This window comes from Nonomuraea longicatena (assembly GCF_039525605.1).
GTDB classification, from domain to species: Bacteria; Actinomycetota; Actinomycetes; order Streptosporangiales; family Streptosporangiaceae; genus Nonomuraea; species Nonomuraea longicatena.
This window is the reverse complement of sequence record NZ_BAAAHQ010000032.1, coordinates 19,017-29,760: the sequence shown is the minus strand read 5'-3', so window position 1 is coordinate 29,760 and position 10,744 is coordinate 19,017. Positions and strand designations below refer to the sequence as shown.

Sequence of the window (10,744 nt, the reverse complement as noted above, 5' to 3'; positions counted from 1 at the left end):
CGGCTGCCCGCCGCCCCGCACGGGCGGAGCCCCCGGCGCCTGACCGCGGGCGACCCCGCCGCGAGGCGCGGCCGACGACGGCGGGCGGCCCGTACCCCCGCCGCCGTCAGAGGCTCCAGGTCCGTCCGATGAGCTGTTGCCGCCGAAGTCCCCAGGGCCCGGCGAGCTGTTGTCGCCGAAGGCGCCGGGTCCGCCCGAAGGCGTGCCGCCGCCGAAGGCGCCCGCGCCGCTCTGAACCGGGCGGTCCGCGAACGCTCCGGGCCCGCCGGTGCCCACAGGGCCGTCGGCGGCACCCAGGCCGCCGGACTGTCCTGGGGCGGGTTTGGGGCGGGCGACCATCATGGTGCGGTCGGGGTCCTGGCCCTGTTGGGGACGATTCCGGGGCGGGGCGCCGGAGTCCGTGACGGCGGGAATCTCGTTCGTGGGCGTGTCAGCGACCATTCTGAGCATCGTCTCCGCTTTGGCCGCAGTCAGCCGTTGCTTGTAGTTCTTGTGGAGCAGCCCGGTGAGGGCGGGCCGCAGGGGTCCGGCCTGGGTGGGCGCGTCGGCGCTCTCGCTGAGCAGCGCCGCCAGCGTCTCGGCGATCGACTGCCGCTCGTACGCCGGACGCCCCTCGACGGCGAAGTACAGGGTCGCGCCGAGCGACCAGATGTCCGACTCCGGCCCGGTGTACTCGCCCCGGGCGCGTTCCGGCGCGGTGTAGCCGGGCGAGCCGATCACCATGCCGGTCTTGGTGAGCTTGGTGTCGCCCTCCACCTTGGCGATGCCGAAGTCGGTCAGCACCACCCGTCCGCTCTCGGTGATGAGCACGTTGCCGGGCTTGACGTCGCGGTGGGTGATGTTCTGGGCATGGGCGGCGCGCAGCGCCCCCAGCAGGTCGACGCCGATCTCGGCCACGAGCCGAGGGGGCAACGGGCCCTCCTCGTCGATGACCTGTTCGAGGGAGCGTGCCTCGACCAGCTCCATGATGATCCACGGACGGTCGTCCTGGACGATCACGTCGTGGATGGCGGCCACGGACGGGTGGCTGACCTTGGCGGCGGTGCGGCCTTCCCTGACCATGCGCTCGCGCAGCTCGGCCCGCTGTTCCTCGGTGAGGCCGCGGTCCTGGCGGATCTCCTTGATCGCGACCTCGCGGCCGAGGGCCCGGTCGCGAGCGCGCCACACGGTGCCCATCGTGCCCCGGCCGAGGGGGGTGATGAGCTCGTAGCGATCCGCGAGCAGTCGCGGCTGCTGTTCCGGCATGCCTAGAAGATATCGATTCTTGCTTGGGAAGTGCTTTAACCTCGCTTGCGAAGTTCCCGAGGCCACAGCCGCCGGGGGAGGAGCAACTTTATCACCGCCGCCTTGAAGCGGGCATAAGCCGAAGGGACCGGCCGGGGCTCCACCCGCCTGCGGTGCACGCCCTCGCCGGGCTTGCGCTCGGTCCTCGGCATGGGCAGCGCGAGCGCCGCCGCCGTCGCCTCGGCCCGGTGGAGGCCGCGGTGGGCGGGCCTGCGCGCGAAGGACGGGGCGCTGATCACGGGCGTCGGCCGTACGGCCCGGCGGGGCGCGAACGGCTCCTCGGCCGAACCCCCTGCCGCCACCCGGGCGAGCATCAGGGACGCGCGCACGGAGTCGAGCCGGGTCTCCGGGTCGATGCGCAGCAGCGCGTCGAGCACCGGGCCGAGCGGGCCCGCCTTGGCCATGGGGATCGGCTCGCCGCTGGTCAGCGCGGCCAGGGCGGCGGCGGCCGTACGCCTGCCGTGCAGGCCCCTGCCTTCGACGGCGGTGTAGAGGGTCGCGCCGAGCGACCACAGGTCGGCGGCGGGGCTGGCCTTCGCGCCGAGCACCCGTTCCGGGGCGATGTATCCGGCCGAGCCCAGGACGATGCCCGCCTGCGTGATGGACACATCGCCTTCGAGGGCGGCCAGGCCGAAGTCGGTGAGGACGGCGCGGTCGTCGCCGACGAGCACGTTGCTCGGCTTCACGTCGCGGTGGAGGATGCCCTTGGCGTGGACGGCGCGCAGCGCGCCGAGGATCTGCCGCCCGATCTCGGCGGCCCGGCGCGGCGGCAGCGGGCCGTAGTCCTGGATGAGCTGCTCCAGGGACCTGACCTGGAGCAGCTCCATCACGATCCACGGACGGTCGTCCTCGGTGACCACGTCGAAGACGGTGATGACCGACGGGTGGGCGACCATCGCGGTGGCCCGGCCCTCACGCTCGGTGCGGGCGCACAGCTCCGCGCGGAGCTCCTCGTCGAGAACGGCGGGAAGACGCACTTCCTTGACCGCCACATAACGGTCGAGCAGCTCGTCGTGTGCTCGCCAAACGGTACCCATGCCGCCGCGGCCGACCGGTTCCAGCAACCGGTAGCGCGCGGCTAGGAGGTATCCGGCGGGCGCACGCATGGCAGGCAGCTTACCTATTTGTGTAAACCGACCAGTAGAGGCCGGGCCGATAATTCGTTGCGAACTTCAGTTAACTCGCCTGACTTGTGACGTCAGCGAACCTGGCGGCCACGTCATTCCAGTTGATCAGGCTCCACAGCTTCTCGACATAGTCCGGGCGCACGTTGCGGTACTGCAAGTAGTAAGCGTGCTCCCAGGCGTCGAACACCAGCAGCGGCGTGGAGTTCATGCCGACGTTGCCGTGGTGGTCGTAGACCTGCTCGACGATCAGGCGGCGGCCGAGCGGCTCCCAGGCGAGGATGCCCCAGCCGGAGCCCTGGACTCCCGCGGTGGCGGTCGTGAGCTGCTTCTGGAAGGCCTCGAAGGTGCCGAAGTGCTCGTCGATCGCGTCGCGCAGTGCTCCGTCCGGACGGTCGCCGCCGTCGGGGGAGAGGTTCTCCCAGAAGATCGAGTGCAGGACGTGGCCGGACAGGTTGAAGGCAAAGGTCTTCTCAAGGCCGACCAGGCCGCCGAACTCGCCCTTGTCGCGGGCCTCGGCGAGCCGCTCCAGGGTGTCGTTGGCGCCCTTGACATACGCCGCGTGGTGCTTGGCGTGGTGCAGCTCCAGGATCTCGCCGGTGATGGCGGGCTCCAGGGCCGCGTAGTCGTAGGGCATGTCAGGAAGCTTGTACTCCCCCATGGGTCCTCCTTCTAGATCGCTCCATGGCGACACTATTGCAAGCAGCTCGCACCTGCATCAGACCTGCGACCTAGGACCAGCTTCTTGCGAACCATTCGCAACTACAGCATGATGGCAAGAGTTCAGTTTGGTCCAGACGGCGCGGCCGGGTCTCCCGTCCGCGCCGTCGCCATGCCCGGACGAGTGCGCTTGTTGGAAGGTGCGGAACCGTTTCGGGGGGCCGACACTGGCCCATGGAGGGAACGCCTGCGCAAGCGTTCTGCATGCGGACGGCAAGAACGCTCGCCCACCATGACAGGGGGCGGAGTAATCCAGTTTCCAGGAGCGTCAGAATGTAAGTGAGAGCGGAACCTGGAAGCCGCCGAACCTCGTTGAAGGACGTGAGCGCGTCCTTCCGCCAACGCGATAACCACACAGGAGCTCATCTGAGAGGTGCATGATGTGCAGTCACCGGCCTGTTTGTCCGAATGCCTATTCCGCCGACCGCGAGGCGTCCCACGTGGTCTCCGCTCACCCTGACCAGGGTTGGAGCCTGCTCTGCAACGGCGTGGTGCTGTTCGAGGACACAGGCTTGCTGCTCCCCGACGGGACGATCGTGGGCCCCCACCGCGAGCCCATGTCCGTCTGAAACGACAACGCGTTTCCAGAGACCTCCCTGGAAACGCGCTCTCGGGCCTGCGAGGTTCAGCGGCGGCCGATACCGAGCACCGGTCCCGTCCTGTCGGTGAGCGGGCACGGATGGCTCACGTGCCGGTTCGGGCAGCAGATCACACCGACCGTGAGGAAGCGGCCTCCGGTCAGCCAGACGCCCCACTGGACGTCAACGCCGCGCGGTAGCAGGTCACCGGCCAGGAGAGCACGAGCCTCCAACGGGATCTTGTCGCTTGCCGTCCGATGGGGGATGTACGTCTGCTCCATCCACGCAACGGCCTGGGCCTCGTCGTTGAAGGTCTCGGCGATGATCTGGAGAGGCTTCAGCAGCCAGTCGCCTGTACGCATCGGTGGTAGCGGCGAGGTGGGGAAGTCCGGTGAGGTGGGGCGGCGCTCTGACTCGCGGGCCAGGTCCTGCCCGTTGCCGTTCCAGGTGTAGGCATGCCAGTGCAACAGGTCCCCTTGCTCATGTCACGGTGAAATGAGACGGCTCTGCCCGACGCGGCCGGGCAGAGCCGTGGAGGCGGTTTTCCTAGATGGTCGTCATCCCGGTGGCGCGCAGCTCGTCACCGGTGAACCGGAGCGTCCCGGCATCCGGGTTCTTCGAGTCGCGCAGGGCGAACGAGTTCGGAGCGCCCGGGATCGGGGCGATCTCGACGCAGGACTCGCCTTCGCCGTTCTCGTTGTTGTTGCCGCCGCACAGGCGGCGGAACACCAGGTCACCGAGGTCCAAGCGGTACAGATCCATCTGTCTGCCCTCCTCTCGTCGGGCGCGGACGGCCCGACGTGTGCACACGGCCGGAAGGCGCACCCGGCCGTGAACCGTGCGAGCCGACCTCGGACAGTGGGTTGATGGGTAGCGAGGCGGCCCACAGCCACGAGCGCTTACGGGTCCTGCCCTCGAAGGCCGTGAAGCCCGTCCAGGGTTGTGGTCGGCGCCGCCGCCGTGGTGTGCGTTCCTGTCATGCCTCGACGGTAGGAGCGTTGGGTTCACGCGCGCTAGGGTGTTGCGAAATGTTGCGTCAATTCATGGCCCGCAGCTCTCGGGCCGTGGCTTCGATCAACGTCCGCGCCGACTCCCCGTAGACGGCGACCGATGCGAGGAGATCAAACATGCGCACATAGAGATCGACCTCTCCCGGCCGTGTTACCTCGATGGCCGCCGATGGGGTCTCCATCTGGACGGATTCGTGGTCGAAGATCCAAAATCCTACGCTCGCGACGCACGGTCTTTCGACCATCATGGGGATGACCCCGAAAAGGACGTTGGGGAGTTCCAGGATTTCCAGCAGCCGTTCCAACTGGGTGGCCTGCGTCTCCGCCGTGCCGAACAGCGTGCGTAGCGCCTGTTCCTCAATGACGACTTCAAACCGCTTGTCCTGCTGCCGAACGACTCCTTGACGCCGCTGCTGGGCGCGAACGGCATCATCAAGATCGTTAGGCGTGTCGAGGAAGCCGATCCAGAAGGAGAGCATCGCTTCCGCGTAGTCCGCCGTCTGGAAGAGTCCGGGGATGGCGTTGTGTTCGTAGATTCGGAAGCTCGTGGTGCGTTCGTAGAGCGGCACGGACGAACGCACAAGCCGCCTCATTCCGGCCCTGGTCTGCCGCTTGTGCTCTCTGTACATCGACTCCAGTGCGCGCATGCCGGCCACCAGGTCGGGGATCTCCCCCTCCGCATGGCAGAGCCGGCACCACAGTCTGATCTCGGCTTCGGTGGGTGACTTGCCGCCGTTCTCCATGCGCGAGATCTTGGTGAAATGCCAGCCTGTCGCCTGCCCCAGCGCCCGCTGCGAGAACCCGGCGCTTGTGCGTAGCTGCCGAAGGCGCTCACCGAGGTCGATGGCGGCTTTCTTGGCGGGACTAAGTCGGCGTGTACTCACGGTGGGGAACGGCCAGCTTCCATACCGCCTCGAAGGCGCTGTTGCAGAGTGCGACATCGCCCGGATCGACAGACTTCACCATGCCGACGACCAGGCCGTCCCCAGAGTAGTGCAGGAAGACGATCAGCTTGCCGTCGAGGAGGTAGAAGTCGTTTCCCGGTAGGGGGACGGACGAGACCAACCGCCGAGGAACCCACCGGATGTCCTCGCCTGCGCCGACCATCGGGTGTGCGATGCTGTGCGACCACCGCTGATAGTCGCTCAACGGCTCGGACACGATTCGTGCTCTGCGTATGGATCGGCCGCTCTCGACGTGGTCGCGGACAGTCGCGCACCAGTCTTGGAGCCACTCAAGGTCGTCCTTCTCGCCGGCGGCCCACTTCGCCATGTGGGGCAGTTCGGCGGCAGTGCCGTACGCGTCCCGAGTTTCCAGGTGGACGGCACTCACCCCGAAGCTCGACAGCAGGGAGTCGAACTCTTCTTGAGTGACGGTCACGAAGCGGCCTTCTGGCGTTCCCGGTAGTGGGCGAGGAACTCAAGGAAGAGCCGTTCGGGGATCTCGACCACGGTTTCGTCCGGCGCCAGGTTCACCAGCTCCGCGAGCGCTTCGGGGTCGGTGACCACCCACCCTTGAACGAGCAGGCTACTTCGATCGGTCCAGTAGAAGGCAGGGCACTGATTGGGGTTGCTGGCCGGGTCTTTGCAAACGAATTCGACGCGCATCACACACTCCGTTGTGTTGCGAGATGTTGCCGCCTCCCAAGAGCGTGACCCAGCCGGGGGTCCGAGTCAACACCTACGCCATGCCTGCGACGGACTCGACGGGACGATCGTGGGCCCCCACCGCGAGCCCATGTCCGTCTGAAACGACAACGCGTTTCCAGAGACCTCCCTGGAAACGCGCTCTCGGGCCTGTGAGGTTCAGCGGCGGCCGATGCCGAGCACCGGTCCCGTCTTGTCGGTGAAGAAGTCCTCGCCCTTGTCATCGACGACGATGAAGGCCGGGAAGTCCTCGACCTCGATCCGCCAGACCGCCTCCATGCCGAGTTCCGGGTACTCCAGCACCTCGACCTTCTTGATGCAGTCCTGGGCCAGGCGGGCGGCGGGCCCGCCGATGGAGCCGAGGTAGAAACCGCCGTGGCTGCGGCACGCCTCGGTCACCTGCTTCGAACGGTTGCCCTTGGCGAGCATGACCATGGACCCGCCCGCCGCCTGGAACCTCTCGACGTAGGAGTCCATCCGTCCCGCCGTGGTGGGACCGAAGGAGCCGGAGGCGTAGCCCTCGGGGGTCTTGGCCGGGCCGGCGTAGTAGACGGCGTGGTCCTTCAGGTACTGCGGCATCTCGCCGCCGTCGTCGAGCAGCTCGGAGATCTTCGCGTGGGCGATGTCGCGGGCGACGACGAGCGGCCCGGTCAGCGACAGCCGCGTCTTCACCGGGTACTTCGTCAGCTCGGCGAGGATGTCGGCCATCGGCTGGTTGAGGTTGATCCGTACGACGTCGTCCGACAGGTGCTCGTCGGTCGTCTCGGGCAGGAACCGGGCCGGATCGGTCTCCAGCCTCTCCAGGAAGACGCCCTCCGGGGTGATCTTCGCCAGCGCCTGCCGGTCGGCCGAGCAGGAGACCGCGATGGCCACCGGGCAGGAGGCGCCGTGCCTCGGCAGGCGGATCACCCGCACGTCGTGGCAGAAGTACTTGCCGCCGAACTGGGCGCCGATGCCGAGCCGCTGGGTCAGCTCGAAGACCTTCCGCTCCAGGTCGCGGTCGCGGAAGCCGTGCCCGTCCGGCGAGCCCTCCGCGGGGACGTTGTCGTAGTAGCGGGCGCTGGCGTACTTCGCCGTCTTCAGCGCGAACTCCGCGCTGGTGCCGCCCACGACGATCGCCAGATGGTACGGCGGGCAGGCCGCGGTGCCGAGCGAGCGGATCTTCTCCTCCAGGAAGGCGAGCATGCGCTTCTCGTTGAGCACCGCCTTCGTCTCCTGGTAGAGAAAGGACTTGTTGGCCGAGCCGCCGCCCTTGGCCATGAACAGCAGCTTGTAGCTGTCGTCGCCCTCGGCGTACAGCTCGATCTGGGCGGGCAGATTGCTGCCGGTGTTCTTCTCCTCCCACATGCTCAGCGGCGCCATCTGGGAGTAGCGCAGGTTGAGCCTGGTGTAGGCGTCGTAGACGCCCCTGGAGATGTGCTCGGCGTCCCTGCCGTCGGTGAGCACGTGCCTGCCGCGCTTGCCCATGACGATGGCGGTGCCGGTGTCCTGGCACATCGGCAGCACGCCGCCGGCCGAGATGGAGGCGTTCTTGAGCAGGTCGAGGGCGACGAAGCGGTCGTTGCCGCTGGACTCGGGGTCGTCGACGATCTTCCGCAGCTGGGCGAGGTGTGAGGCGCGCAGGTAGTGGGAGATGTCGTGGATCGCGGTCTCGGTGAGCAGCCGCAACGCCTCTGGATCGACTTCCAGGAACGTCCGCCCGGCCGCCTCGACCTTCCGCACCCCCTCTGTGGTGATCAGCCGGTACTCGGTCTCGTCGGGGCCGAGCGGCAGCAGGTCGGTGTAGACGAACTCGGGCATGGTTCTCCGATCCTTTCGGTCCCCTAGAGGGTACGCCCGGGCAAGTCCCGCCCCTGCCAGCCGCCCCGTCGCAAACAGTCCTGCAAACCACGGTAAATACCGATTTTTCGGGATAGCTGGGGATGTGTTGGGAGTGTTCTCCTTCATAGAGGAGGGAGGCCGCCATGCAAGCCGGTTACTTCGTCGTCGCGGCCATCGGGCTGATCGTCATCGGCGCGATCGCCTTCGCGACCGTCTTCATCGTCCTCAAGGGCATCAAGGGCGGGCAGTGGCCGACTCTGAAGCGCTGAGCCGCCCCGCCGTGAGCCCCACGAGAATGCCCGCGATCACCAGCCCTGCCCCCAGCAGGTCGTACGCCGTGGGCACGGCGATGTCCAGCACGAACGCGGTCACGATCGCGCCCACCGGGATGAGCCCGGCGAACAACCCTGCCCGTCCGGGGCCGAGCTTCGGCAATGCGCTGTACCAGAGGAAGAAGGCCAGCACGGTCACGACGAGGGCCAGGTAGAGCAGCCCGAACGCCTCGGGCGCGGTGGGCATGCGCAGCATCGCCGTACCCTCGACCGCGAACCCGGTGAGGGCCAGCATGGGCACGGCCAGCGCCACCGAGTACGCCGACAGCCGGATCGCCCCCAGCTTGGGCAGCAGTGGGATGGCCAGCAGGGAGAAGGCGACCTCGCCCGCCAGCGCGACCAGCGCCAGCAGCAGCCCGCCGACGCCGCCGCTGCCGAGCCCGGTGGCCAGGGTGGCGCCGCCGACCACGACGACGGCGCCGATCAGCAGCCTCGGCGCCGGGCGCCCGCTGGCCAGCGCCAGCGCCAGCGGGACGGTCCCCAGCACGGTCCCGACCAGCGCGGGCCCGGAGTCCCTGGTGGACTCGATCACGCAGATGTTGAAGACCACCATCCCCATCAGCGTCACGCCGAGGAGGCAGAACGTCTCGCGCGGCGTCAGCCGTACCCAGCGCAGCCCGAGCAGCCTGGTCACGGCCAGCAGGACGGCCGCGCCGAGCAGGTAGCGCAGCGCCTGCCCGCCGTACACGGGATAGTCCTTGATCAGGTCGGATACCGCCGCGAGCGTGCCGAGCATGAACATCGCCGTAGCCGCTCCGATGACCCCGTTCCGCATAGCAGCATGCTAGGAACAGAATGGTTCTCCAGAAGAGTCCAATCGCCGAGCTTTACCAAGGACCAATATGGCTGACCTCCACCTGAACCTCGACCGGCGGAAAGGCGGTCTGGCGGCCCAGCTCGCGGCCGAGTTGCGCGCCTCGGTCCGCGACGGCCGCCTCGCGCCGGGAGCCCGGCTGCCCGCCACCCGCGACCTGGCCGCCGACCTCGCGCTCTCGCGCGGCGTGGTCGTCGAGGCGTACGAGCAACTGGTGGCGGAGGGCTTCCTGATCTCCAGGGTGGGCCACGGCACCCGGGTCGCCGACGTTCCGGCCGGGCGACGGAGCACGCGCGAGCGGCCCGGCTCGCGCGGCCGCCCCAACGACTACCAGGAGCGAGCCACCTCGCCCGACCTGGGCGGATTCCCGCGCGAACGCTGGCTGGCCGCAGTCAGGCACGTGCTCGGCACGCTGCCCGCCGACGCGCTCGACTACGCCGACCCGGGCGGCGTCCCCGAACTCCGTGAGGAACTGGCCGGATACCTGCGCCGGGTCAGGGCCGCCGACGTGCGCCCGGACGACCTCGTCGTGATCGGCGGCGTCGCCCACGGGCTCAGCCTGCTGCTGCAGGTGCTCGGCCGGATCCGACTGGCTGTCGAGGATCCCTCCAGTCACCGCCAGTTCCCCCTGCTGCTGCGGGGCGGCGCCGACCTGGTGCCCGTCCCCACCGACGACGAGGGTGTCGACGTGGCCGCGCTGGCCGCCAGCGGCGCCGACGCCGTCCTGCTCACCCCCGCGCACAACTACCCGACGGGCGTCGTGCTCTCGCCCGCCCGCCGGGCGGCGCTCATCGCCTGGGGCAAACTTGTCGTCGAGGACGACTACGACGCCGAGTTCCGCTTCGATCGCGACCCCGTCGGCTGCCTTCAGGGCCTGGCGCCCGACCGGGTGGTGCTGACGGGCAGCGTCAGCAAGTCGCTGGCGCCGGGGCTGCGGCTGGGCTGGATGGCCGCCCCCGCGCCGCTGGCGGCGGCGGTCCGGCGGGTGCGCGGCGAGTCCGACCTGGGCTCGCCGGTCATCGACCAGTACGCGCTGGCCCATTTCCTGCGCACCGGCGGCTACGAGCGGCACCTGCGGCGTACCAGGAGGGAGTACCGGCGGCGCCGGGACGCCCTGGTCGGCGCGCTGGCCGAGCATCTGCCCGAGATCCGCGTGCGGGGCATCGAGGCCGGGTTGCACGCCTACCTCGACCTGCCCGCCGACTGGGACGAGGCCGCCGCGGTGGCGGCGGCGCGCGAGCTGGGGCTGGCGGCGGAGGCCGTCGAGCCGATGCGGTTCGCGCCCGGACCGCCCGCCGTCGTGGTGGGTTTCGCCAGGTTGCCCGCCCATCGGGCGGACGACGTGGCCCGGGGACTGAAAGTCCGTATGTCTGGACAAACTAGGGACTGACCGCGTAGAAAGAAACCCCCCGCCC

Annotated in this window: 13 protein-coding genes; 3 read left to right on the top strand and 10 right to left on the bottom strand. The window is 68.8% G+C overall.

The features are described 5' to 3' along the window. The 3 genes from ABD120_RS27170 to ABD120_RS27160 all read right to left on the bottom strand — a co-directional run. The coding region (locus ABD120_RS27170; protein ID WP_343952930.1) for a serine/threonine-protein kinase at nt 1–1,245 on the bottom strand (1,245 nt) is incomplete at its 3' end. A 35-nt stretch (nt 1,246–1,280) separates the two neighbouring features. Then, nucleotides 1,281–2,390: a serine/threonine-protein kinase gene (locus ABD120_RS27165; RefSeq protein ID WP_343952928.1), complete on the bottom strand. Its 1,110-nt coding sequence runs from the start codon at nt 2,388–2,390 to the stop codon at nt 1,281–1,283. 70 nt (nt 2,391–2,460) lie between these two features. Next, entirely contained in the window at nt 2,461–3,069 is a 609-nt protein-coding gene (locus ABD120_RS27160; RefSeq protein WP_343952927.1) for a superoxide dismutase, read from the bottom strand. A gap of 439 nt (nt 3,070–3,508) precedes the next feature. On the opposite strand from ABD120_RS27160, the gene ABD120_RS27155 reads away from it, so the two are divergent. Further along, nucleotides 3,509–3,697 (top strand): DUF5999 family protein, encoded by a 189-nt coding sequence (locus ABD120_RS27155; RefSeq protein WP_343952934.1) that lies wholly within the window; start codon nt 3,509–3,511, stop codon nt 3,695–3,697. A gap of 56 nt (nt 3,698–3,753) precedes the next feature. Here the strand turns inward: ABD120_RS27155 and ABD120_RS27150 are convergent, their stop codons facing one another. From ABD120_RS27150 to ABD120_RS27125, 6 genes are all read right to left on the bottom strand, one after another. Next, nucleotides 3,754–4,173, bottom strand: a complete 420-nt coding sequence (locus ABD120_RS27150; RefSeq protein ID WP_343952926.1) for a hypothetical protein — start codon at nt 4,171–4,173, stop codon at nt 3,754–3,756. Nucleotides 4,174–4,252: 79 nt separating this feature from the next. Next, on the bottom strand, nt 4,253–4,468 hold the full coding sequence (locus ABD120_RS27145; protein ID WP_343952925.1) for a DUF397 domain-containing protein: 216 nt from the start codon (nt 4,466–4,468) through the stop codon (nt 4,253–4,255). A gap of 274 nt (nt 4,469–4,742) precedes the next feature. Further along, nucleotides 4,743–5,657 (bottom strand): helix-turn-helix domain-containing protein, encoded by a 915-nt coding sequence (locus ABD120_RS27140; RefSeq protein ID WP_343952924.1) that lies wholly within the window; start codon nt 5,655–5,657, stop codon nt 4,743–4,745. Further along, entirely contained in the window at nt 5,581–6,096 is a 516-nt protein-coding gene (locus tag ABD120_RS27135; RefSeq protein WP_343952923.1) for a DUF6879 family protein, read from the bottom strand. The genes ABD120_RS27140 and ABD120_RS27135 overlap by 77 nt, the downstream gene beginning before the upstream one ends. Further along, nucleotides 6,093–6,323, bottom strand: coding sequence for a hypothetical protein (locus tag ABD120_RS27130; RefSeq protein WP_343952922.1), 231 nt, complete (start codon nt 6,321–6,323; stop codon nt 6,093–6,095). Before ABD120_RS27130 ends, ABD120_RS27135 begins: the two co-directional genes overlap by 4 nt. Before the next feature lie 198 nt (nt 6,324–6,521). After that, the gene (locus ABD120_RS27125) at nt 6,522–8,162 is read right to left on the bottom strand and encodes a fumarate hydratase (protein WP_343952920.1); all 1,641 of its coding nucleotides are present in this window, start codon (nt 8,160–8,162) and stop codon (nt 6,522–6,524) included. 164 nt (nt 8,163–8,326) lie between these two features. On the opposite strand from ABD120_RS27125, the gene ABD120_RS27120 reads away from it, so the two are divergent. Continuing rightward, nucleotides 8,327–8,452: a hypothetical protein gene (locus ABD120_RS27120; RefSeq protein WP_343952918.1), complete on the top strand. Its 126-nt coding sequence runs from the start codon at nt 8,327–8,329 to the stop codon at nt 8,450–8,452. Here ABD120_RS27120 and ABD120_RS27115 read toward each other — a convergent pair. Further along, entirely contained in the window at nt 8,418–9,290 is an 873-nt protein-coding gene (locus ABD120_RS27115; RefSeq protein WP_343952917.1) for a DMT family transporter, read from the bottom strand. The two genes, ABD120_RS27120 and ABD120_RS27115, sit on opposite strands and share 35 nt — an antisense overlap. 67 nt (nt 9,291–9,357) lie before the next feature. On the opposite strand from ABD120_RS27115, the gene pdxR reads away from it, so the two are divergent. Next, a complete protein-coding gene (gene pdxR, locus ABD120_RS27110; RefSeq protein WP_343952916.1) occupies nt 9,358–10,719 on the top strand; it encodes a MocR-like pyridoxine biosynthesis transcription factor PdxR in 1,362 nt (453 codons plus the stop codon). Nucleotides 10,720–10,744 lie beyond the last annotated feature (25 nt).

What these genes read in the sequence shown, in the direction of transcription:
- ABD120_RS27165 (WP_343952928.1), bottom strand. Translation starts at nt 2,390, where the DNA reads ATGCGTGCGCCCGCCGGATACCTCCTAGCCGCGCGCTACCGGTTGCTG.
- ABD120_RS27160 (WP_343952927.1), bottom strand. Translation starts at nt 3,069, where the DNA reads ATGGGGGAGTACAAGCTTCCTGACATGCCCTACGACTACGCGGCCCTG.
- ABD120_RS27155 (WP_343952934.1), top strand. Translation starts at nt 3,509, where the DNA reads ATGTGCAGTCACCGGCCTGTTTGTCCGAATGCCTATTCCGCCGACCGC.
- ABD120_RS27145 (WP_343952925.1), bottom strand. Translation starts at nt 4,468, where the DNA reads ATGGATCTGTACCGCTTGGACCTCGGTGACCTGGTGTTCCGCCGCCTG.
- ABD120_RS27140 (WP_343952924.1), bottom strand. Translation starts at nt 5,657, where the DNA reads ATGTCGCACTCTGCAACAGCGCCTTCGAGGCGGTATGGAAGCTGGCCG.
- ABD120_RS27130 (WP_343952922.1), bottom strand. Translation starts at nt 6,323, where the DNA reads ATGCGCGTCGAATTCGTTTGCAAAGACCCGGCCAGCAACCCCAATCAG.
- ABD120_RS27125 (WP_343952920.1), bottom strand. Translation starts at nt 8,162, where the DNA reads ATGCCCGAGTTCGTCTACACCGACCTGCTGCCGCTCGGCCCCGACGAG.
- ABD120_RS27120 (WP_343952918.1), top strand. Translation starts at nt 8,327, where the DNA reads ATGCAAGCCGGTTACTTCGTCGTCGCGGCCATCGGGCTGATCGTCATC.
- ABD120_RS27115 (WP_343952917.1), bottom strand. Translation starts at nt 9,290, where the DNA reads ATGCGGAACGGGGTCATCGGAGCGGCTACGGCGATGTTCATGCTCGGC.
- pdxR (WP_343952916.1), top strand. Translation starts at nt 9,358, where the DNA reads ATGGCTGACCTCCACCTGAACCTCGACCGGCGGAAAGGCGGTCTGGCG.